Origin of the sequence: Pseudoalteromonas sp. SA25, from assembly GCF_011378705.1 — a bacterium.
Taxonomy (GTDB): domain Bacteria; phylum Pseudomonadota; class Gammaproteobacteria; order Enterobacterales; family Alteromonadaceae; genus Pseudoalteromonas; species Pseudoalteromonas arctica.
Genome location: NZ_WTKV01000006.1, coordinates 1 through 22,185, shown reverse-complemented (window position 1 = coordinate 22,185; position 22,185 = coordinate 1). Strand labels below are relative to the sequence as shown.

Below are 22,185 nucleotides of genomic sequence, written 5' to 3'. Positions count from 1 at the left end.
ATTGATACAGCTTAAAGCTATTAAAGCTTTATTGGCTGTGATTCTTCAGCTAGCAATTTACCAACTAATGATTAAAAAACTTATGTTTTAGCTCTGATGAAGTAACCAACACCCAGTGAACTAATATAGAACAACACTCCAAATACACTAATATCAATGAGTAGCTTTAGAATGTCAAAAGTATCTGTAAACACAAGATACTCAAAAGCAAATAAGTGAAATATAACTTTTGATCCGAAATACGCAGTTAATAAAGGGATTACAAAAATAAGAATAGATTGATTTGATTTATTAATTTCCATACCCATGTCTCCATTATTGGTTTAATTAACTCAGCTGTAAAAATATAATACACAAAAAATATATAAATAGTTTGCTATTTTAAGCCTCATATTGAGTACCACTCGGGCTATTTACGGCTGACTAAAATGCCATATTATATTTCTATAATTTACACCAGAGAACTTTAATGTAAACAACAAATTAAATAGGCTATTTATTAGAGTGGGTTGTGATACCAAAACGACTTTAATAAAGTTATGAACCTCTTTTGATTTCGACGCACTGTGCATTAACAAAAAAGAGTCCTAATAGGTTTCATTGGTATATTGGGGAAGTAGAGTATTTAGGCAGGTTGGAGTGTAAGAATAAAAGGTGATGTAAGTTAACAGCACCTATTTGAGTATTTACTTAGTTATGTAGTTTAGCTAAGTGGTATAAAACCGCTTAACCAATTGATTTATATACGTCAATACTACTATTGGTTAAAAGCCCAGTAACTTGCGTACCAAACGCTTTAAAGTGTGGCTCGTTTTTATGCGCTTCAAAGTGTTCGTCAGACGCCCACTGTTCGCTAACAACGTAGTCGGTATGTTCATCATCACTTTTTACCGATAGTTCATAACGTAAGCACCCTACTTCTTGGCGCGATGACTTTTGTAAGTTTTCAAGTGCTGTAAGCATTACATCTGCATCAATATTTTTGCACGACAGTGCCGCTATAACCGTTAACATGTGTATTCCTTTTAAAAGTTAAGGTGTAGATAATCTACACCTTAAAATATTTAGTTAAACTTTGCGTTTGAGGTAAGTTTACTGATCCCACTGCGGCGCAAATTCTGGTGTAGCTTGGCGGTCGCCACAATCTAGGCCATCAATGCGGGCTATGTCTTCATCATCTAATTTAACGTGGTCGTTAAAGTTATCTTCTAAGTTTTTACGCTTAGTTGATGATGGAATTGTCGTCATACCGCTGGCGTTAACCCATGCTAAAACAACTTGTGCTGGACTTGCATCGTGCTTGTTAGCAATGTCGATAATGGTTTGATCTTTAAGTACTTTGCCTACTACAAATGGCATGTACGCCGTTACGTGTATATCGTGCTGAGCACAAAACGCACGCAATTTAGTATTAGTTAAATATGGGTGAACCTCAACCTGATTGGTAAATATTTCACGCGAGTCAAGTGTTTGCATTGCTTCATTTAAGTTTGCAATGGTGAAGTTTGATACACCAATGTGCTTAGTTAAACCAAGCTGCTTCGCTTTTAGTAATTCAGTGAGGTATTCACTCATTGGCTCGTCGTTAGCAGGCGATGGCCAATGAATTAGCAGTAAGTCGACCGAATCAACTTGTAGCTTTTCAAGTGACTTTTTAACGCTTGGGATAAAGTCGCTTTTATTTAATTTGTTATTCCACACTTTGGTAGTTAAGAATATTTCACTGCGCGGAATATTACTATCTTTTATGGCTTGACCTACTTGTTCTTCGTTGCCATAAATTTGTGCGGTGTCAATATGGCGAAACCCAACTTCGAGCGCCATTTTTACTGAGTTATAGGCCGTGTCGCCCTCTAAGCGGAATGTTCCCATACCGAGTTCTGGCATTTCTATTACACGTTTTGTCATGGTTTATCCTTATAAAATAATCGGTTAAAAACAAGCTCTTTTAAAGCTTTACGAAATACACCTTTTACTTCTTATTACGACTGTCACTTAAAAATCTATGACCTCATAACAGGTATGAGGTCATTAATTTTAGTTTCAAGGTTAACAGCTAAGGCTTTATGCTTGCTGAATTTCACGTTTATCAAGCATACCGCTGTAGCGTGTAACACCAAGTGCTAAAACAGAGATAACGGCGCCTATCCATGCTGTATCTTGCAGGGTCATATTCTCTACTACGCTACCACCAATAATTGAGCCAAGCGCAATACCAATATTAAATGCGGCTATGTTCAAACCTGATGCAACATCTACCGCATTTGGCGTGTGCTTTTGCGCTTGCTTTACAACATAAAGTTGCAAGCCTGGCACATTGCCAAAAGCAAATGCGCCCCATACTAAAATAGTAAGTACAGCGGCAATTTTTGATTCCATCGTAAAGGTAAATATCAGTAAAATGATACTCAAAGCGCTGAATATAATACTCAGAGCACTAATTGGGCCGCGTTTGTCGGCCAACTTTCCACCCCAAATATTGCCTATCGCTACCGATACGCCGTAAACAAGCATTATTAAAGCAATAGCCGAAGGCGCAAAACCTGTTTGTTGCTCTAAAATAGGTGCTAAATAAGTAAACGCTGTAAACGTGCCGCCGTAGCCCAATATCGTCATTAAATATACGAGTAATAAACGCGGTTTTACAATTACTTGTAGTTGTTCTTTAAACGTGGCTGGTATTGATTGTTTTAAGTTTTTTGGCACTAAAATAGAGCTGCCGATTAATGCAATTAAACCTAATACCGACACAACTAAAAACGTTGCACGCCAACCAAAGTGTTGTCCAATCCATGTACCTAATGGCACACCGGTTACTAGTGCTACAGTAAGCCCGGTAAACATAATGGCAATTGCACTGGCTTCTTTGTCTTTGCTTACTAGACTTGTGGCAATCATCGATCCGATTGAAAAAAACACACCATGGGCAAGCCCCGTTAAAATGCGCGCAAGTATTAATGTTTCGTAACTTGGCGCTTGCCAAGCGAGTAAGTTACCCAATACAAACAAGCCCATTAAGCTTATTAAGACCACTTTACGATTCCAACGACCCGTTAAAGCTGTTAGCACCGGCGCACCAATGGCAACGCCAACCGCATATAAACTTACAAGCAAACCTGCTGAAGGTAGGCTTACGCCTAAGTCGTTTGCAATGGTGGGTACTAATCCCACTATTACAAACTCAGTTGTTCCTATTGCAAATGCGCTTAAGGTAAGCGCCCACAAAGCCAATGGCATAGTTATGTCCTCATTAATATTTGAAGAATGTAGTTTGGCTAAAATATCGTTTGCAAAAAACAGCATTAGTGACAAAATACTTTTGTTAATAATGCAAAGATGGTGTTGGTATACTTATGGCTGTTCATTCAAAAACTGAAGATTTAGAAACGTTTATAACGGTAGTAGATTGCGGAAGCTTTTCGGGGGCGGCTAATTTGCTCGATCAACAGGTGGCTAAAGTGTCGCGAGCTGTATCACGCCTTGAAAATACATTGCAATGTACTTTGCTAAACAGAACAACACGCCGATTAGAGCTTACCGAAGAAGGCCATACTTTTATAAAATATGCGCGCGAAGGATTAAATACGCTTTATACCGGTGAAGAAGCCATAAAGCTTTTAAAACAAGCGCCAAGTGGCAAGCTGCGAATAGATGCGGCAAGCCCTTTTGTATTGCACCAACTTACGCCTTTAATTGGCGAATTTGCCAAGCAATACCCCCACATAACGCTTGATATAACCTCACACGACAGCATTATTGATTTACTTGAACATAAAACCGATTTAGCCATACGCATTGGTGATTTAAAAGACTCAAACTTACATGCTCGTAAACTCGGCAGCAGTCAGTTACGTATTGTAGCCAGCTCAGAATATATAAAAAACAACGCAGCAATTACACAAATAGATGACTTACAAAACCATAAGTTAATTGGTTTTAGTGACTCCCCTAAATTAAACACTTGGCCGTTAGTAAAGCCCGCTTTATTTACGTTTTCGCTTAGCGCAAGCAGCGGCGAAACAGTGCGCCAACTATGTATTGCAAACCAAGGCGTTGCGCTACTTTCTCACTTTATGATTGGCAATGACCTAAAAACAGGTAAATTAGTTGAAGTGTTACCCTGTGCAGTTAGCTCTCCTAATAACCGAGAGGTTGTACAAGCCGTGTATTATAAAAACAGTGCGGTATCGTCTCGAATTGTGGCTTTTTTAGATTTTATAAAGCCACGACTAAGCTTATAACTATATTAAAAAGCAAGTTAAATTATGCTTGGTTATTAAAAAGCAAACCTGAACTTTTATTATCTGAAGATGATGAAAACATTGAATCCATTAAAGTAGATACATTTTTTCGCACTGTTAATTGTATCGACGATAGCTCACTATCGAGTTGCTTTTTAAGTTCGCTTAGCTCTTCTATCGCTTCCCCTGTGGGCGTATCAGAACTATTGGTCATTTCTCTTATTTTACTCTGTAAATCTTTAATTGACTCGATCGCTTTATTCATTTGAACTGCTGAATTGTCACTCGAATCTTCTGTTTCGCTGCTAATGATAGACTTTGCGTCTTCAGTAGCTGCAGTAGAGCTCGTAGTTTTTTCGGCGTCTTTATTTAAAGAAGAGTCTGCTTTAGCCTCTGGACTTTTACTAGGATCATCCGTTTTTACAGTGTTTTTATTTAAATTACTTAGGCTTGAATAGCCATTGTCATTGTATAACTGCGAAGAAAGAGTTCCAAAATTCATTTTTGCCTCATGTGTCTAAAAATTGACGACTTCATTTTTATAATTAGAGGCAATTATCATTCCAAATATGGTAACAAATTGACCATCCGTATTTTAAACGGGAACAGGACTTATAAGTCGCCACGGGGTATTATTTTGCTTAATTTAAAATGCGAGGAAAACTATACTTTTAAAATACGCCTGCGAAAGGCTAAATATTTTATGCACAGATGAAAACGCCATAAAGCTTTAAAACAAGCGCCAAATGGCAAGCAGCTAATAGATGCGGCAAACCCTTTTGTATTGCATCAACTTACGCCTTTAATTGGTGAATTCGCTAAGTAATACCCTCACATAACGCTTGATATAACCTCACACGGCAGTACTATTAATTTACTCGAGCATAAAACAGACTTAGCCATACGTATTGGTGATTTATAAGATTCGAACTTACATGCTCGTAAACTTGGCCGTTAGTAAAACTCATTTTATTTACGTTTTCGCTTAGCGCAAGCAGCGGCGAAACAGTGCGGTATCATCGCGAATTGTGGCTTTTTTAGATTTCATAAAGCTTAGGCTTAGTTTATAAGCTCTGTATATTAATATTAATATGCTTATTAAATGTTTTAACCGATTTTTTGACGCTTTTTAATAATCAAAAAGTATAAATAACAAAAGTAGTAATTAAAGGTATTAATTAAAATGGATTCTTTAACGCAGGTAGCATTAGGCAGTGCTGTAGGTTATGCGGTGTTAGGCAATAAAATAGGTCGAAAAGCCGTTTTATGGGGAGCAATTTTAGGCACGCTCCCTGATTTAGATGTATTTTTGCCATATGGCGGATCTGTAGAAGCATTTACTTATCACCGTGGCTTTAGCCATTCGTTATTAATACATTTATTAATTAGCCCGCTCATTGTATGGCTAATATTAAAAGTACACGCGGGAATGCAAATTTATAAAGTGCGCTGGTTTTGGCTAGTATTTTTAAGTTTATCTACACATGCCCTATTAGACAGCCTAACGGTATACGGTACACAACTACTCTGGCCTTTTACTGAGTACCCCTTTGCGGTTTCTAGTGTGTTTATTATTGACCCCGCTTACACGCTTCCTTTATTAATTGGCGTAATATGTACGCTAATACCCAAAATAAAAGCAGCAACGGCTTATCGTATAAATGCAGCAGCCTTAGTTTTAAGTAGTCTATATTTATTTTGCGCTTTAATTTTAAAAGTAAATATTGATGACAAAGTAAAAACGGCTCTCAACAACAGGCAAATACCAGTAAATGCGTATGTTAGTACGCCTGCTCCGCTAACCACTTTGCTGTGGCGTATTGTTGTGATGTCTGACGGACAATACTACGAAGGTTATGCATCAGTATTTGACGCACCCAGCGATGTTACATTAACGGCTTATCAAACAACGCCTTCACTGTTAAATAATATTAGCGATGAATGGGCTATAAAACGCTTGCAGTGGTTTACTAAAGGGTTTTATTCGGTGCGCCAACAGCAAAGCAATATTGTACTTTCTGATTTACGTATGGGCATGGAGTGCTACTATGTGTTTAATTTTGTAGTGGGTCAAAAAAATGATTCAGAAGTGAGCATTGGTAACTTTGAAAAAATAAGTCAAAGACCAAACTTAAACAATCTTCATAAAATATGGAACAGGGTCTGGCAACCAAATGTGTCTTTAGCATCACCCGCGGCAAAAAATGACTGCAATAGCGAATAACGGCATATTATAAGATTCGTACTAGCATGAGGAAGTTAAGTGAAGTTCAAGCAGCAATTAAACTAAATAGTTCACTAAAGTGATTGCTGCTTTTTTTGCTGATACATTGCAACATCAGCATCTTGAATCATATCCTCAACCGATTTACCTGTATCGTGTTTAAAGTGTGTTACTCCTACACTGTAATCAATTTTGTATGGCTTGTTTAAGGTATTATTAGCATGCTCTATTGCATCCGCAAACCTTTGTAAAACAAACTCTGCTTTTGTCTCGTCTGAGTCGCTTAACATCGCAACAAATTCATCTCCGCCAAGTCGACCTATTACTTCACAATCACGAAATGAACTAAGCATAATTTGTGCAAATTTATTTAATACAAAATCGCCTTCGTGGTGTCCATAAATATCATTAATTTGTTTAAACTTATTGAGATCAAACAAAATAAACGACATTGATACTTTGTTTCGCCTACATACATTTAGCGTATGTTCGGCAAGGTTTAAAAAGCCACGTCGATTAGAGATTCTTGTTAACTCATCAATTGTGGCTAGTTGAATTGATTGAATTTCTCGCTCGACTAACGTGCCTAAATCTCTTAGTAATTGTTTTTCTTCATCATTGAGTTGTCTAGGTTTATTATCGGCAAGGCACAAAGTGCCTATAATGACTCCTTCCCTTAATTTTAAAGGAAAGCCTGCATAAAAGCGTACTTTAGGATCGCCTGTAACAAAGGGGTTATCAAAAAACCTTTCGTCTTGAGCTGTATCTGGGATTATTAATAACTCGTCTTGATTTATGGTGTGGCCACAAAATGAGGTTTCGCGAGGAAGCTCAGCCGCATCAAGCCCCTGCCTTGATTTAAACCACTGGCGGTCTTCGTCAATCAAAGTAACCAATGAAATAGAAACATTAAACATACGCTTGGCAATACGAGTAACACGATCAAAGCGCTCTTCATGAGACGTATCTAGAATTTTTAATGCTCTAAGCGCGTGTAATCGCTCAGCTTCGTTATTTGGAATCTCAGGTTTAATCATTAAAGCTCTATTAATTTTAAATGTTTTATAAATTACGAAACTGGAGCGAATATTTTCGAGTATATAATCCGATAAACTTATTTAAACTATAAACAGTCTGCCTATTCAAACTAGAACATTACCTAAAAATAGCAATAAATAAATATTTATAAATATCAGTAAGTCGTGCCTAAATAAATATAAGATTCAATCCGCAAAAAATTATGATTTAAACAGGTGGGAGTAGTGGTTGATACAACATAGCTACTCTTTAATGAAAAAGTAGTAGTGGCTATTTAGTTTTATTTAAATAACCACTGGATTTGGCATACTTACAAAAATAAACACTTTAATTTTGGTGCTCATATTGTCCACGGTAAACTTCAAATACTTTTAAAACAGTATGTTGCTCTTTAGTTAGGTTATCAAACCAATCATCAAACAGCTCATCATCTTCTTGCTCGCTTAGTGCCATATATCTTGCTAGTAACTCTACAATATCATTGTGGTTGCAGGTTAAAGGATTTACTTGTTGCGCCAAGGTACTGTGGTCGCGCTCTCTTAGGGTTTCCATCACCCCTTGATCAATTTGTTCTTGTTGTTGTGTTGCGTCACTCATACATAACCTCTGTAATAACTTTATAACCGTATTTGTTAACGTTTTAACTCTTAAATATAGTTATAACAGCCTAAACGCCAATAGCCAGCATTTTTGATTCAAGTGCTTATTTTTTGATTTGTTTGCGCAAATAGCCAGCAATTACGGCCTTTTTGATGAACATTTAAATAATTTGCAATGGGGGAATAAATACGTTAAATTAAAATGATATACTATCACATATCATTTATTGAGGCGTATTATGAAACCAAATATTCATCCTGATTACCACGTGGTTGCTTTTCACGATACCGCTGCCGATTCTTACTTTATTATTGGCTCAACCATAAAAACGAGCCGCACAGTAGAAATAGACGGTAATACATATCCATACGTACCTATTGATGTATCAAGTGACTCGCACCCATTTTATACAGGCAAGCAAAAAACAACCGCTACAGATGGCCGCGTTGCGCAGTTTAATCGTCGTTTTAAAAATTTAACGACTGTTAAAAAGGAAAAGGTATGAAAGTATTAAGCTCTCTTAAAAGTGCTAAGCAACGTCCGGGGTGTCAAATTGTAAAACGCAAAGGCCGCGTATTTGTAATTTGTAATAACAACCCACGCTTTAAAGCAGTACAAGGAATGAAAAAGAAATAAATTAAACGGGGATGCTCAACATATAATTAGGTAGCTTACTTAAGCTACCTAATTTAGGAAGACTATTTTACCACTACTGAAAACTCTGGCACTGCCTGAATTACTTTTTTTACCGTACAGGTATTAACGGCTGCAATAAGCGCCTTTTTATATTTATCAGGGAAGCCTTCTGGTAAGTTAATCTCAATTGAAAATAGCTTTTTACCGTTGTCATCTACATTTTCGTTATTTTGAGTAAGCGTCATACCTTGCGTTGAAATATCACGCTGCTCGCAAAACTTACGCGCATAAAAACCTGCACATAAAACCATACTTACTAAAAAATAATCAAACGGTTCTGGATACTCTGCATTGCCACCAGCGTTTACGCTTTGATCGCTTATTACTTCTAGGTCGCCAAATTTAGCGCTTTGCTTTTGGCCTTCTAACATTGAAACTGAAATTTCCATTGTGTTTCCTTATATTTATTGCTGCAGATACCTTATAACGCAATTAGCTTAAAAGTAGCTACTAAAGATACATATAGTCTAGGTTTATGAACCGAACAGTAATTCAAAGAACCCTGGAGGCTCGTGTAACTCATGATATTTTTTACGTAAATTATCTATATTTTTCAGTGGTTCTTTTGCCGCACTTAGCCCCTGCTCGTTTGCTGCTTTTTTTGCAAGTTCAGCTTGAGCAATCACTTTATCAAGGCCCTGCAATGACTGCTCAGGTTTTTTGTAAAACTTACCTGTTTTACTCACTTTAACCAGCTTTATAAATTCATCTATCGCAGTATTAAATTCACTAAGTTGAGTTGCCTGCACCGCTTGTTTATATGCAAGGCCCGTGTTTTTCATATTTACTTCAAGATCGACTTCTTGCTGCGCAAAAGACATTGAACTAAACGCAAAGGTAAAAATAATAACTAAATACTTCATGGTCAAACCTATTAATTAAAAACACCTAAATTGTATCAAGTTTACGTAGCAAAGTAACTTTACGAGCTGTTATGAGCACTTTGAGCTGTAAAGGGGGTTTACAAATTAATCATTTTAAAGCCGCAATAGTGAAAAATATTCAAATAACGATTTTTTTGAATAAAAAACACCTAATAAAAATCACTTTAAAAGAGTAATAACACACATAACCTTTACAAATAAGTACATATAACACTCGCTGACAACTTCATATAAATAAAAATTTATATATAAACAATTATAAACCGCAAAAAATTGACTTAAAAAACAACTGAAAATTTAACAAACAAAAACCAATGTTAATAACTAAAATACATAAGAGAAACTAAATGTAAAAACACCTCAGTAAATCATTTAAAGGGCCTTTGTAATTAATACCAAAAAACACAATAAAAGTTCTTCAGGTTATTTCAAGTTGCTTATTTTACAGTGAGTTAGCTGCTTTTAATAAAATAATCAGCATGCAATAATCGCCGCCCTCATAAAAAAAGTTATAGGGCTTTATCCAAATACAAACTGCATTTGGATAAAACTACATTGTATTTAATTACTATAAAATGTTCTCTGGGAATCAAATGAAACGTCATAATTTACTTTCTACTAGCATTAAATGTGCATTAATTACTGCTGCTGCAACAGCAAGTAATTCTGTGCTTGCACAAGATGAGCAAGCAACAAAAATTGAACGTGTTGAAGTAACGGGTTCACGTATTTTACGTGAAGGTGCTATTGCGCCTGCACCGGTTACAGTTATCAGTGGCGAGCAGCTAATGAACACTGGCGCTGTAAACATTGGTGAAGCGCTAAATAACTTACCTGCACTTGGCAATACATATTCTATGGCTAACTCAGGCCGTTTTATTGGTACTGCGGGTTTAAATATTCTTGATTTACGTAACATGGGTACAGATCGTACTTTGGTACTTGTAAATGGTAAGCGTCATGTATCAAGCTCTGCAGGTTCTCAATCTGTAGATACCAACACTATTCCAAGTGTATGGGTTGAACGTGTAGAGATAATTACTGGTGGTGCATCTGCTGTATACGGTGCTGATGCGGTGACAGGTGTTGTTAACTTTATATTAAAAGACAACATTGAAGGCATGGACTTTAGCGTTACACGTGGTTTTGCCGATTTAAGCAGCTACAACAACGAAAAAGCGACGTTCTCATACGGCTCTAACTTTGATAACGATCGTGGTAATGCAGCTTTTGCTATTGAGTACTCAGGCCAGGATTCATTAAACGCGCTTGAGCACCCTTGGACTAGCACTTCGTTTAGTAGTTTACGTAATCAAGCCCAAACAGAAGCAAACAAAGATAGCGCAGCTTTCCCTGATAAAATCTTAACACCTAATGCTGGTTATTACGCTATTAATAACGCCGGTGTTTATGCACTTGAAGATGGATATACTAATAGCTTTAACGCCGACAGCAGCGCTCGCGACTTATACATAGGTGATAATGTAGATGGCTTGTCGTGTGCAAACTGTGATTCGTTTAATCTTGGTCAATTTGAAGAGATTCAACCTGAGTTTGAGCGCTACAACGTAAACTTTAAAGTTAACTACGATGTTACCGACGACTTAAACGTTTACTTTGATGCAAAATACGTAAACAGCCAAGGCGAAAGCATAGGGCAACCTGCATTTTTCTTCTTTGACGATGAAAACAGCATTAAAATCGACAACCCTTACCTAGACCCAGCCATTAAAGCACGTATGGAAGAGGAAGGTGTTGATTCGATCATGGTTAACCGCATGATGACCGACCTTGGCCGCCGCATTGAAAACAATACGCGTGAAACAACGCGCTTTGTTACCGGCTTAAAAGGTACTGTATTTGAAGATTGGGAATTAGATACATCAGTTGTTTATGGCCAAACTGATCTAGAGCGTGAAAACGGCGCTAACATGATTGTAGCCAACTACTTTAATGCACTTGATGCAGTTGAAGATACAAATGGTAACGTAGTATGTCGTAGTGCTGCAGCCCAAGCTGATGGCTGTGTTCCTGTAAATATTATGGGGTTTGGTTCGCCATCTCAACAAGCCATTGATTACATTAATACGGTATCTGTTGGCACATCAACTATTAAGCAAACAGTTATTTCTGGCTCACTTGCTAATGGCGCTATTTTTGAATTACCAGCGGGCTATGTAGGTGTTGCATTTGGTGCTGAGTACCGTAAAGAAGAAAGCGAAACAAAAGAGCCAGATAACGCTGAAGGTACTTTCTTTAACGCACTGGGCGAAGATAAGGGCTCGTTTAATGTTCGCGAAGTATTCTTTGAAGCGACGATGCCAATTTTAACTGACTTACCCCTGATTCAAGACTTAGTGTTTGATACTGCAGTACGTCATGCTGACTACAGTACGATTGGCGAAGCAACTAGCTGGAAACTTGGCCTTGATTGGACTGTAAATGATGAGCTACGTGTACGTGTAACTCAATCTGCAGCACTTCGTGCCCCAAACATTAGTGAAGTATTTGGTGCAGCAAGCCAAACTTTCTACAATGTAGACGACCCGTGTCGCGCTGAAAACTTAGGTGACTTATCAAACGGTGCAACACGTACTGCAAACTGTGCCGCATTAGGCGTAGCGAGTGACTTTAACTCAGATTACGATTCAGCCTCTTTAGATGGTTTAAGCAGTGGTAACCGCGATGTAAAAGGCGAAGAGTCAACAAGTACAACTGTAGGCATTGTTTACCAACCAGAGTTTTTAGAAAACGCGCTACTTACTATTGATTACTGGGAAATTGAACTTGAAGATGCAATTGACACAATTAACGCTCAAGACATTCTTGATCGCTGTGTAGATAGCGCAACAGGTATAAACAATCAGTACTGTGACTTAATTACACGTAATGCTAATGGTGAAATTACTTTGATTCAAAACTCTGTATTAAATGTTGCTGGCCAAAAAGCATCAGGGATAGATTTTGAACTAGGTTACGATTTTGACGCGTTTGAAGGTAGCTTTAAAACACGCTTAATTGGTACTTACTTAATTGAACGTAAGGATTACCCGTTCCAAGATGACCCTAGTAACTACATTGAATACGCAGGTACTACAGGTGAAGCTAAGTGGCAAACTAACTTATCTGTAAGTTATGTTATGGATAACTTTTTCTCAACAGTTGAAACACGCTTTTTAAGTGAAGTCGATTTATACACAAATGTTGAACTTGAAAACAACCCGAACCCAAGTAATCAAATGTCTTACGGTAAATACTTTATTACCGATATGACTGTTGGTTATAACTTCGATAGCGGTTTAGGCGTTAAAGTAGGTGTTGATAACGTATTTAACCGTAAACTTCCGTACGGTTCACGTGGTACAAGCGCGGGTAGCGCAAGTTACGATAACATTGGCCGCTTTGGCTACATTAACTTAAGCTACAGCTTATAATTAATAAAATAACTTATTAGTTAAAACAAAGGCTCGCAGTGCGAGCCTTTTTAATAGGTCTTATTTAATATTACTCAGCCACACGCTTTGGTATGGTTCTAGCTCTATCGTTAATTGGCTTTCTTCAATCGTTTTATTTGCCACCAAATCAAACCACTTTTGGGTGTTAATTAAGTTTAAGTCGGCCAATGTGAGCGTTTGTGGTTTATCGCTAATGTTATAAACACAAAATATACTTTGGCGCCTGTCAATGCTTTGTCTCCAAAAACCAAACAACCCACCTGCTAAATGCAGCGTAAACTGTGTAGCATTGGGGTGAAAGGCACTCTGCTTTTTGCGTACTGCCAATAAGCTTTTTATGCCGTTAAACACTTTATGATGATGACTGTACTTTTCACCAATTGCCGCGAGTAGCTTTGATTCTTGCCAACGATGGCGGTTAATAGCGCGGTTATGCTGTGAATTTTCAAATCGGTCGTAGTCGTTAGTTGTACCCAACAAACTATGAATATAAAGCCCTGGGATACCTTCAAGCGCAAACATAATTGCGTGAGCACACATAAATCGCTCAAGGCCAAACTTATCAGGGCCATTGTGCGTCCCTTGCAGTGCATCAAATAAAGCAATATTTAGCTCGTACGGTGTATGTGTGCCATCGTTACTTGTACGCATAGATACACGACCACCAAACTGCATAGTTGTACTTACTAGTGACGCCACTTCGCTGGGTTGTAGTAAACCTTCAATTGGTCTGAGCCCTACTCCATCGTGCGAGGCTATAAAGTTAAAGTATGCCGTACCATTTTGCGCAGGCGGCATACTCATCATCCAGTGTTTAATTGCGGTGCTATCGCCGCTAAGTAATGTGTGTAGCAACAATGGCGGCAATGCAAAGTTATAAATACTGTGCGCTTCGTTAGCGTTACCAAAGTACGATAGGTTTTCTTGGTTTGGAATATTGGTTTCGGTAATTATAACTACGCTGGGCTCTGCGTGCTCAATAAGTGTTCGCATTAGCCTTACGGCTTCATGTGTTTGCGGCAAGTTAATGCAACTTGTATTAAGCTGTTTCCACAAAAATGCAACCGCATCAAGCCTAAACAAACGCACGCCATTGTCTAAATAATGCCTAATTATTCCCACAAACTCTTTAAGTACATCAGGATTGCCAAAGTCAAAATCAACCTGATCGTGACTAAACGTACACCACACATGTTTTTCGCCGCTTGGCGTAGTTACAGTATTTAATAACGATGAGGTTCGCGGGCGTACAACTTGGCTTAAATCATCCGTTAAGCTCGCCGTTTTGAAGTAGTCTTTACCCGGGTGTAAATCATTTAAAAAGTTCTCAAACCATACACTTCTGCTTGAGCAATGGTTAATAACTAAATCTGCCATTAGCTTTACGTCTTTAGCGATATTTTGAATATCTCCCCAATCACCTAACGACTCATTCACTTGCACGTAGTTCATTACGGCAAAGCCTTCATCTGAGCTGTACGGGTAAAATGGCAATATATGCAGCGCATTTAACTGCATATCACATTGCTCTTTTATAAACCTGTGTAGTGTTTTAAGCGGTGCCTCCATTGGGCTCGATACGGCAAATTCACTATCATCGTGTTTAATAATAGAATCGCCATAAGCAATCAATACTATATCTTGTTCATCCCATCTGTTTGTATGGGGGGTCGGGTCGCGCAGTGTATTGCTACCTAATATAATTTTAATGAGTTGCTGAGCTAGCTCAGTAACCGATAAAGGCAGCTCAACCTCCTCATAAATAATATGAAGATGTTGCTCTACTCGTTGTAAAAATAATTCGCTAACTGTGCTCACATGCGCCCCTAATATTTATTGTTTAGACTTATAGGCTAGTTAACCTGCACGCAGGTTAACTATATTCTTCGTTATCTAGCTCTACGGCTTCTTTTAAGCGCTCAAGTACGTCTGGCATTGCTGATACAACACGGTTCCAACTTGGCACAAATGGCGCTTCCATTGGGTTTTCTAAAAAGTGTTGCCCTGCTTCCATAATATTTTGTGCAAACATTTCTACTGCTTTTTCTTCTTGGTGTACATCAAGCGTTAACCCGTTCATAAGCGCATCGTTGTGATAGGTTTCAATAAAATCTAGCCCGATACGGTAGTAAGTCGCTTTTAATGAACGAATTGTTTCGCTGGTAAAAGTAACACCTTGTGTTGCCAGCTTTCTAAACAATGCCTTAGTAATATCAATCGACATTTTAGACAAACCTGCGCTTTGGTCATCAAGTGAAAGTTCTTGGTGCTTATGATCGTAATTATCTGCAATATCTACTTGGCATAAGCGGTTATGGGAGTAATTACGATACATTTCACTCAGTACGCCTATTTCAAGGCCCCAGTCACTTGGAATGCGAATATCGTTTAAAACATCGCGTCTAAACGAAAACTCACCTGCAAGTGGGTATCTAAACGAATCCATGTATTCAAGGTAGTCGGTATTGCCTAAAATTGTTTTAAACGAGCGAAGCAGTGGCGTTACTAATAAGCGCGATACACGGCCATTAATTTTGCCATTAGCAGTACGCGGGTAAAATCCTTTACAAAATTCATAGTTAAAACGCGGATGCGCAACGGGGTAAATTAAGCGAGCAAGTAAGCTTCTGTCGTAGGTTAAAATATCGCAATCATGCAGCGCGATAGATTCCACTTCCGCTGTTGCTAATTTATAGCCCATGCAGTACCACACGTTACGGCCTTTACCCAGCTCACGCGGTGCAACGCCTAGCTCTTGTAATTCTTTATCAAGTGCTTGTAAGCGTGGGCCGTCGTTCCATAATACTTTATGGTTTTGGTTTAGCTCTTTAAAAAAACCAAGTGCATGGCGGTACTGTGCTTCGTCGGCTCTATCTAAACCTATGGTAATTTGCGATAAATACGGTACTTCGCGTAATTCGCTAACTATATTTTGCAGCGCAGGGCCTTCAAGTTCACTAAATAACGAAGGAAGTATTAATCCCATTGGGCGCTGCTTGCTAAAAGTAAGTAGCTCTTTTTCTAGATCTTCTATTGGTCTGTCGGCAATATTATGTAATGTTGTAATAATGCCATTTTGATAAAAATCAGCCATGAGATGTTTGCTCCTCAGAAATACTTAAAATACTGCTAATGCACGGCAACGATGTTATTTCTTCAATCCAGCCCAGCGGTGCTGGTGATTGAGAATATCGTGCTTTGTTGTGCGACAATTTAACCGGCTTTTTACTCGCCGGATTGGCGATAATAATGGCGATATTTGCATGCTCTAACATTTGCTTATCGTTATCGCTATCACCAAGTGCAATGACCGTGAGAGGCTTTCTGAAATGATGGGTAAACTGTTTAACTAACCACTGCTGTGCAGCGCTTTTATCGGTATTTTTGGCAATATGAATGAAGCGCCCACCAATTTTTATATCGTAGCCGAGTGCTTCAACATCGTTTACAAAGGCTGTGAGTAATTCGTCGTTGCCATACCAATAAAGAGGGTCTGAATAATCGCGGGTTTGTGCGCGTCTTGCTTGGGCATCATCGAGGCCTGTAAGTTCTGATATTTGCTCACTCGATAAGTCACTAAACAATTTGTAATGTGCTTTATAATCTGCCTTTAAAGTATTTAGATCATCTAATAAACTCGATAGCGGCTTTGCCATTGCGTAGCACCAGTAAGCGCCTATTTTTTTGCAACCAATAGGCTTAAGTTCAAAATAATCTTCTGGAATAAATACCGCTGCACCGTTTTCAACAATAAAAGGCTGCTGAATGTTTAAATCGTTTTTAAGCTCTATAACTTCGCAAAAAGTTTTACTGGTATTAAACACCACAGGGATATGTGCATTTTGCAGCTGCTGCAATAACTCACTGATATTATTGGTATTGTAATCAGCGTGATCGAGTAATGTACCGTCCAAATCTGTAAAAATAATGGGTTGAAGTGTGTCATCACTCGTTAGGTGCATACCGCTAATATCGCGGTTGCTATCAAGTTCAATTAAAGCGTTTGCTTTAGCGCTCAGTGTGTTTAAGTTCTCACGCGTAATGCGCTCAAAATGAGAAATAAAATACACCAATTGCTCGTTAGTCATGGTGCCCGAGCCTTCACCTTTTTTGGCTATTAGCTTTTGTTCTTGCTCTTGTCGCCATGTAAAAACATCACTAAAACTCGGTGCTTTTAGCATAACGGTATAATCAATTAGGTTAAAAACGGCTTTATATTCGTTTGCCAAACAGCTGTTTACACAGCGGCGCCAAACGCCTTCTTTATCAAATTGTTGCTCTAACTCGTTAAGCGGCTCACTCAATGAAAACAACGGTTGTGGCTCACTGCCTACACACCACCCTTCTAAAATAACAATATCAACTGGCTTTTCGTTTGTTAGCCAATCACTTGCTGGCACGCAGTCGTCTTCGTGTTTATTAAAACGTGGAAGCGGTACGTTTACCTCTCCTGCCAGTAAATTAGTTATTGTGCTATTCATTAACGCTACATCGTGAGTACCCGGTACTCCGCGAGTAGTAAAAAGAGGATGTACGCCTTTGGCAAGTTCACTACGTGCTTGTTTCGCTAAATAAAAGTCATCAATCGACAATGCAACACTGTTAAGTGGTGTGTTTTTAGAAAACCAGGTAACTAAAAAATCAGCGAGTGTTGTTTTTCCTGAGCCTTGGCATCCATTTATGGCGACAAAAATAGGAGTATTTGTTTTTTTAGATTCGAGTATGTCATGCGCGAGTGGAACAAAATATTGCTCACTCAAATATTGATACTTTAAAGGCAGTTGGTGTTTTGCTAAAAACGGGGTTATATCCACAATATTGGCCTCTGACATAGTAACTCCTTTGCATACAATGCGTTCTGGAAGTTAAATGCAGATACTAGACCATTATTATTTTTGTATATTTATTAATAAGTTAAAAAAATAGCGCATTAAAAATGCGCTATTATGGTGCAATCTATTTAGCTAATGTGCAAAATTAAACTTTTTCAGGTTCTGCTTTTGGTAATACTAAGTTAAGAACTATTCCTAAAATAGCGCAGAGGCTTACGCCCTCTAAACTAAATTGGCTACCACCAATATGCATACCACCAATACCGCACACCAAAATAAGTGCAACAATACTTAAGTTACGCGGCGCGGTTAAATCATCGCCCGATTTAACCAGTGTATTTAAACCCACTACAGCAATAGAGCCAAAAAGTAGAATCATAATGCCGCCCATTACTGGCACAGGAATAGTTTGCAAACCAGATCCCATTTTAGCTACAAACGCTAAAATAATGGCAATAACAGCTGTCCACATCATTACTTTAGGATTGAAGTTTTTGGTAAGCATAACTGCCCCCGTTACTTCTGAGTAAGTAGTGTTAGGCGGGCCACCAAATAATGATGCCGCAGAAGTCGCAAGGCCATCACCAAACAAAGTACGATGAAGCCCAGGCTTTTTCAAAAAGTCTTTATTGGTTACTTGGCTAATAGCCATCATATCGCCAATATGCTCAATTGCAGGTGCTATTGCTACAGGTACCATAAACAAAATAGCCTGCCATTTAAACTCAGGCCAAGTAAAGTTTGGTACAGCAAACCACTGTGCGTTAGTCACTGCGTCAAATTGCACAACGCCCATACCAAGCGATAAACAATAACCCGCTACAACCCCTGCCAGAATAGGGATAAGCTTAAATACGCCTTTTCCCCATACTGCAAAAATAAGCGTAACCACTAACGAGAACAACGAAATATAAATAGCGCTGGTGTAATCAATAATTTGAATACTGCCGTCGCCACTTTTACCCATCGCCATATTTACAGCAACAGGTGCTAGCGCAAGGCCAATAACCATAATTACTGGGCCTACAACCACAGGTGGTAAAATTTTATGAAGCGTTGCAACGCCTTTAAATTTCACTAATAAACTTAAAAGCATATAAGCAAAACCCGCCACCATTAAGCCGCCCATAGTGGCCGGCACGCCCCACATTTGCACAGCGGCAATAATAGGTGCAATAAAGGCAAACGATGAAGCTAAAAATATAGGCACTTGGCCTTTAGTCACTACCTGAAACAGCAAGGTACCAATGCCTGCGGTAAAAAGCGCAACATTAGGATCCAAGCCCGTTAAAAGCGGCACTAATACCAGCGCACCAAATGCTACAAACAGCATTTGCGCGCCCGTTAAAATAGTTTTTATTGAAAAGGTGTCATTATTTTGCACTTAAGACTCCTAAACAGTACCGAATATTTTGTCGCCCGCATCGCCTAAACCAGGGATAATATAGCCCTTTTCGTTTAAGTGGCTATCTACTGAGGCTGTAAATATTTCTACATCTGGATGTGCTGAAAGTGTTCTTTCAACACCTTCTGGTGCTGCAACTAGTACAATTACTTTGATTTCTTTGCAGCCTGCTTTTTTAAGCATATCGATTGTGGCAATCATTGAGCCACCAGTTGCAAGCATAGGGTCAATAACTAAGCTTAGGCGCTCATCAATATTACCTACTAGCTTTTCAAAATATGGTACTGGCTCTAGTGTTTCTTCGTTACGTTCAAGACCAACAACACTCACTTTAGCGGCTGGTAATAACTGCATAACACCATCCATCATGCCAAGACCAGCACGCAAAATAGGCACTACGGTAATTTTTTTACCTTTAATATGCTCTACTTTTAATTTATTACCATCCCAGCCTGTAATTTCGTTATCTTCTAACTGTAGGTTTTTAGTTGCTTCGTAAGTTAATAAGGTTCCAACTTCAGAACATAATTCACGAAAGCTTTTAGTACTAATACCATGCGCTCGCATTAGGCCTAGTTTATGTTGAACAAGAGGGTGAGAAATAACGTGAATTGCCATGATATAAACCTACTGATACAAGAATTTGCAGTATTTTATATTAAAAAAGGTCATTTGACCTGTAGTTTTAAAGAGATTTTCATACATCGTGCCAAAATGTATTGTTTTGCTTGATATTTATGCAAGCCATCAACCCGTTGTGTTTATTAAATGTTACTCGCTAACCAGCTGTTTACTTGCTGTTGCATATAACTATTTATTTTTTGGTGCTCGGGGCTCCAGCCAGCTAAAAATCGATAAAAGTCAGCCCATGCAGCAGGCCATAAAGCGAGCCAATCGTCAGCTATTTTACTTGCTGGTGCTGTAGGATGATAAGTAGTAATAGCAGCCTTTAAATTATCAAAATAATACGCAAGATACTCATCAGCGCACTCGTGTAATTGTGCATCACTTAAGCAACTAGTCATAAAATACATTACATCAATTATCCCAGAACCTGCACCTATATACTGAAAATCATAACCGAGTATTTCATCGCGCTCATTTGCTGCAAAGTTAGCAAGTTTTGCATCGCCATGAATCAGCGTTTTATACGCACAACTTTGTAGTTGCTCATCTATTTTATGTGCAGCATTTTTAATATCGGACTTTTTATCAAGGTTATCTTTTAGTTTATTAAACTCATCTGGGCGCGTGCTTAAGTGCCAGTAGTTGCCTTGCTGCCATAACCCTTCAGCGGGTTTACTTAAGTTAAACGCATGAAAGTGTGCAAGCCACCTTAATATATCTTTAACATGTTGTGCCCCTGCTTGAGCAAACCCATGTTTGGTAAAGTTTTTAAACACCAGCGCATATTCATCATCTTTATTAATTGCACCTATACATTCAATACTTTGCGCATGTACTGGTAAATGCTGGCTATAAAGCTTATAAAATGTGTATTCAACACTATATGAGTGCTGCTTTCTTTTAAGCGCAAATTCGCTTTGTTTAATTTTAGGATGGTGTATATAACTGGGTATTTTAATAGCTTTAATAACACATGGATCATCATCAAGCTGGCACTGCACAATACTGCCACATCCACTCCAAAGTGATGTAAGCGTATCGCCAATTTCAATGTGCTTAAAATGAGGTTGTAATAAAGGAATATAAAATGCCATAGCTATATTAAGTAATTAAGTTTTTTGTAGTTTAACATTAGTGGACGTTTTTAATAAAACTAAGGCATAAAAAAGCTCCACTTGGTTTTATACAAGTTTGTATGTAAATAGTGGTCAAAATCACTATGCCACTACACCAGGTTATTTCCATTTCATCCATTAAATAAGTCATTAGCCTATTAAATCTAAATTGCACGCGTGAAAATGGCTGCATGATGCAGTTGTGATTTATTACTGAATAGTTTTACTGAGTAGTTTAAGTTTTATGCTAGTAGCTTTTCGCAGTTACTGATATTCGCTCGGCGCTTTCGGTTTAAGTTTTCACAATAACCTTCTTGTGAGGCTGGCCTGCCGACTGCACCATGAAATACACGTGTAAATTGTGTGGTGAGCTTTAACCAGTTTTCTGGGGAGATGTTAACTCTTTCGAGTAAGGGTAAGTGTGTACTTTCAATATAACCACGTTTGTCTTCTCGTATACAGCGCCCTGTTAGCTCAACAAGTTCAAGGTACGATTTAAGCTCAAAAGGCAGCCCTTTTGGCATAATTTGACGTGGCATGCCTGCTAAGCGCAGTAGTTGTTTTGGTTGCTTGCCATCCTTTACATACGTTAAACGCTGTTTGATGCTGGTATGGTCTGACTCTTCTGGGGTGTTAGCCATTTTGGCTCTAATGGGGTTTAAATCGACATACGCCATGCAGGCCGCAAGGGCTGCTTCATCTAATAATGCTTGAGACGTGAATCGTCCCTCCCAAAAACGGCCAGTGCAGTTATCTTCTTTATTTGCTCTGCGAGCAATGTTTTCATTTAACAACCGCATAAACCAACTGATACTTGATAAGCGCTCTCGGTATTGCTTAACCGTTTGATTGAAAAAGATGAGTTCAACTTTACTTAGCTTTTCACCTTGTACATATTTTTGCGTTAGCAATGTGCCTTTACACAGTTTATGCCAGCGAATAATAATCGCTTTATCATTTAGCCTATTCACTTTCTTATCATCAACATACAATACTAAATGGGTATGATTACTCATGACGGCATAAGCACATACATCAATACAAAATATTTTTGCTAATACGAGCAAC

General features: G+C 38.4%; 20 protein-coding genes and 1 pseudogene. 6 read left to right on the top strand and 15 right to left on the bottom strand.

Annotated elements, in window-relative coordinates; all coding sequences use genetic code 11:
* Window positions 1-726 precede the first annotated feature (726 nt).
* The 3 genes from GQR45_RS06430 to GQR45_RS06420 all read right to left on the bottom strand — a co-directional run bounded on the left by GQR45_RS06430 (window position 727) and on the right by GQR45_RS06420 (window position 3,237).
* Entirely contained in the window at window positions 727-1,014 is a 288-nt protein-coding gene (locus GQR45_RS06430) for a putative quinol monooxygenase (protein ID WP_002958660.1), read from the bottom strand.
* Window positions 1,015-1,092: 78 nt separating this feature from the next.
* Entirely contained in the window at window positions 1,093-1,908 is an 816-nt protein-coding gene (gene dkgB / locus GQR45_RS06425) for a 2,5-didehydrogluconate reductase DkgB (protein WP_010553062.1), read from the bottom strand.
* 156 nt (window positions 1,909-2,064) lie between these two features.
* Window positions 2,065-3,237: an MFS transporter gene (locus tag GQR45_RS06420; protein ID WP_024593033.1), complete on the bottom strand. Its 1,173-nt coding sequence runs from the start codon at window positions 3,235-3,237 to the stop codon at window positions 2,065-2,067.
* 116 nt (window positions 3,238-3,353) lie between these two features.
* Here GQR45_RS06420 and GQR45_RS06415 point away from each other — a divergent pair, with 116 nt between their 5' ends.
* Window positions 3,354-4,241, top strand: a complete 888-nt coding sequence (locus tag GQR45_RS06415; protein ID WP_165725451.1) for a LysR family transcriptional regulator — start codon at window positions 3,354-3,356, stop codon at window positions 4,239-4,241.
* Window positions 4,242-4,263: 22 nt separating this feature from the next.
* Here GQR45_RS06415 and GQR45_RS06410 read toward each other — a convergent pair whose 3' ends face one another.
* Window positions 4,264-4,743 (bottom strand): hypothetical protein, encoded by a 480-nt coding sequence (locus tag GQR45_RS06410; RefSeq protein WP_165725450.1) that lies wholly within the window; start codon window positions 4,741-4,743, stop codon window positions 4,264-4,266.
* A 169-nt stretch (window positions 4,744-4,912) separates the two neighbouring features.
* Between GQR45_RS06410 and GQR45_RS21330 the strand changes: the two are divergent.
* Window positions 4,913-5,160, top strand: a pseudogene (locus GQR45_RS21330) (LysR family transcriptional regulator); the annotation flags it as partial.
* Window positions 5,161-5,424: 264 nt separating this feature from the next.
* A complete protein-coding gene (locus GQR45_RS06405; RefSeq protein WP_165725449.1) occupies window positions 5,425-6,465 on the top strand; it encodes a metal-dependent hydrolase in 1,041 nt (346 codons plus the stop codon).
* A gap of 74 nt (window positions 6,466-6,539) precedes the next feature.
* Here GQR45_RS06405 and GQR45_RS06400 read toward each other — a convergent pair whose 3' ends face one another.
* Both GQR45_RS06400 and GQR45_RS06395 read right to left on the bottom strand, forming a co-directional pair.
* Window positions 6,540-7,502 carry a sensor domain-containing diguanylate cyclase gene (locus GQR45_RS06400; RefSeq protein ID WP_165725448.1) on the bottom strand — a complete coding sequence of 321 codons (963 nt, stop codon included), beginning with the start codon at window positions 7,500-7,502 and terminating at the stop codon, window positions 6,540-6,542.
* Between the two features lie 328 nt (window positions 7,503-7,830).
* Window positions 7,831-8,100, bottom strand: coding sequence for a hypothetical protein (locus GQR45_RS06395; RefSeq protein WP_007580861.1), 270 nt, complete (start codon window positions 8,098-8,100; stop codon window positions 7,831-7,833).
* A 241-nt stretch (window positions 8,101-8,341) separates the two neighbouring features.
* Here GQR45_RS06395 and GQR45_RS06390 point away from each other — a divergent pair, with 241 nt between their 5' ends.
* Both GQR45_RS06390 and ykgO read left to right on the top strand, forming a co-directional pair.
* Window positions 8,342-8,608, top strand: a complete 267-nt coding sequence (locus GQR45_RS06390; protein ID WP_165725447.1) for a type B 50S ribosomal protein L31 — start codon at window positions 8,342-8,344, stop codon at window positions 8,606-8,608.
* Window positions 8,605-8,739, top strand: a complete 135-nt coding sequence (ykgO, locus tag GQR45_RS06385) for a type B 50S ribosomal protein L36 (protein WP_165725446.1) — start codon at window positions 8,605-8,607, stop codon at window positions 8,737-8,739. Before GQR45_RS06390 ends, ykgO begins: the two co-directional genes overlap by 4 nt.
* Window positions 8,740-8,801: 62 nt before the next feature.
* On the opposite strand, the gene GQR45_RS06380 is transcribed toward ykgO, so the two are convergent.
* Together GQR45_RS06380 and GQR45_RS06375 are read right to left on the bottom strand one after the other, a co-directional pair.
* The gene (locus GQR45_RS06380; protein ID WP_024591728.1) at window positions 8,802-9,188 is read right to left on the bottom strand and encodes an OsmC family protein; all 387 of its coding nucleotides are present in this window, start codon (window positions 9,186-9,188) and stop codon (window positions 8,802-8,804) included.
* 84 nt (window positions 9,189-9,272) lie between these two features.
* On the bottom strand, window positions 9,273-9,662 hold the full coding sequence (locus GQR45_RS06375; RefSeq protein WP_007580869.1) for a cytochrome b562: 390 nt from the start codon (window positions 9,660-9,662) through the stop codon (window positions 9,273-9,275).
* A 614-nt stretch (window positions 9,663-10,276) separates the two neighbouring features.
* Here GQR45_RS06375 and GQR45_RS06370 point away from each other — a divergent pair.
* Window positions 10,277-13,117: a TonB-dependent receptor gene (locus GQR45_RS06370; protein ID WP_165725445.1), complete on the top strand. Its 2,841-nt coding sequence runs from the start codon at window positions 10,277-10,279 to the stop codon at window positions 13,115-13,117.
* A gap of 60 nt (window positions 13,118-13,177) precedes the next feature.
* On the opposite strand, the gene GQR45_RS06365 is transcribed toward GQR45_RS06370, so the two are convergent.
* The 7 genes from GQR45_RS06365 to GQR45_RS06335 all read right to left on the bottom strand — a co-directional run.
* Entirely contained in the window at window positions 13,178-14,956 is a 1,779-nt protein-coding gene (locus GQR45_RS06365) for an alpha-amylase family glycosyl hydrolase (protein ID WP_165725444.1), read from the bottom strand.
* Window positions 14,957-15,011: 55 nt separating this feature from the next.
* The gene (locus tag GQR45_RS06360) at window positions 15,012-16,232 is read right to left on the bottom strand and encodes a glycosyl transferase (RefSeq protein ID WP_002958673.1); all 1,221 of its coding nucleotides are present in this window, start codon (window positions 16,230-16,232) and stop codon (window positions 15,012-15,014) included.
* On the bottom strand, window positions 16,225-17,970 hold the full coding sequence (locus GQR45_RS06355; RefSeq protein ID WP_165725443.1) for an HAD-IIB family hydrolase: 1,746 nt from the start codon (window positions 17,968-17,970) through the stop codon (window positions 16,225-16,227). Before GQR45_RS06355 ends, GQR45_RS06360 begins: the two co-directional genes overlap by 8 nt.
* A gap of 145 nt (window positions 17,971-18,115) precedes the next feature.
* Window positions 18,116-19,354 (bottom strand): uracil-xanthine permease family protein, encoded by a 1,239-nt coding sequence (locus GQR45_RS06350; RefSeq protein ID WP_007580880.1) that lies wholly within the window; start codon window positions 19,352-19,354, stop codon window positions 18,116-18,118.
* A gap of 9 nt (window positions 19,355-19,363) precedes the next feature.
* Window positions 19,364-19,993, bottom strand: coding sequence for a uracil phosphoribosyltransferase (gene upp / locus GQR45_RS06345; RefSeq protein WP_101217012.1), 630 nt, complete (start codon window positions 19,991-19,993; stop codon window positions 19,364-19,366).
* Window positions 19,994-20,139: 146 nt separating this feature from the next.
* Window positions 20,140-21,096 carry a phosphotransferase gene (locus GQR45_RS06340; RefSeq protein WP_165725442.1) on the bottom strand — a complete coding sequence of 319 codons (957 nt, stop codon included), beginning with the start codon at window positions 21,094-21,096 and terminating at the stop codon, window positions 20,140-20,142.
* 263 nt (window positions 21,097-21,359) lie between these two features.
* On the bottom strand, window positions 21,360-22,185 hold an 826-nt coding region (locus GQR45_RS06335), incomplete at its 5' end, for a transposase (RefSeq protein ID WP_165725441.1).

Excerpts from the sequence above, each read along its gene's own strand:
- GQR45_RS06415 (WP_165725451.1), top strand. The coding sequence starts at position 3,354 with ATGGCTGTTCATTCAAAAACTGAAGATTTAGAAACGTTTATAACGGTA.
- GQR45_RS06360 (WP_002958673.1), bottom strand. The coding sequence starts at position 16,232 with ATGGCTGATTTTTATCAAAATGGCATTATTACAACATTACATAATATT.
- GQR45_RS06410 (WP_165725450.1), bottom strand. The coding sequence starts at position 4,743 with ATGAATTTTGGAACTCTTTCTTCGCAGTTATACAATGACAATGGCTAT.
- GQR45_RS06375 (WP_007580869.1), bottom strand. The coding sequence starts at position 9,662 with ATGAAGTATTTAGTTATTATTTTTACCTTTGCGTTTAGTTCAATGTCT.
- upp (WP_101217012.1), bottom strand. The coding sequence starts at position 19,993 with ATGGCAATTCACGTTATTTCTCACCCTCTTGTTCAACATAAACTAGGC.
- GQR45_RS06395 (WP_007580861.1), bottom strand. The coding sequence starts at position 8,100 with ATGAGTGACGCAACACAACAACAAGAACAAATTGATCAAGGGGTGATG.
- GQR45_RS06430 (WP_002958660.1), bottom strand. The coding sequence starts at position 1,014 with ATGTTAACGGTTATAGCGGCACTGTCGTGCAAAAATATTGATGCAGAT.
- ykgO (WP_165725446.1), top strand. The coding sequence starts at position 8,605 with ATGAAAGTATTAAGCTCTCTTAAAAGTGCTAAGCAACGTCCGGGGTGT.
- dkgB (WP_010553062.1), bottom strand. The coding sequence starts at position 1,908 with ATGACAAAACGTGTAATAGAAATGCCAGAACTCGGTATGGGAACATTC.
- GQR45_RS06370 (WP_165725445.1), top strand. The coding sequence starts at position 10,277 with ATGAAACGTCATAATTTACTTTCTACTAGCATTAAATGTGCATTAATT.
- GQR45_RS06420 (WP_024593033.1), bottom strand. The coding sequence starts at position 3,237 with ATGCCATTGGCTTTGTGGGCGCTTACCTTAAGCGCATTTGCAATAGGA.
- GQR45_RS06355 (WP_165725443.1), bottom strand. The coding sequence starts at position 17,970 with ATGTCAGAGGCCAATATTGTGGATATAACCCCGTTTTTAGCAAAACAC.
- GQR45_RS06390 (WP_165725447.1), top strand. The coding sequence starts at position 8,342 with ATGAAACCAAATATTCATCCTGATTACCACGTGGTTGCTTTTCACGAT.
- GQR45_RS06340 (WP_165725442.1), bottom strand. The coding sequence starts at position 21,096 with ATGGCATTTTATATTCCTTTATTACAACCTCATTTTAAGCACATTGAA.
- GQR45_RS06400 (WP_165725448.1), bottom strand. The coding sequence starts at position 7,502 with ATGATTAAACCTGAGATTCCAAATAACGAAGCTGAGCGATTACACGCG.
- GQR45_RS06380 (WP_024591728.1), bottom strand. The coding sequence starts at position 9,188 with ATGGAAATTTCAGTTTCAATGTTAGAAGGCCAAAAGCAAAGCGCTAAA.
- GQR45_RS06405 (WP_165725449.1), top strand. The coding sequence starts at position 5,425 with ATGGATTCTTTAACGCAGGTAGCATTAGGCAGTGCTGTAGGTTATGCG.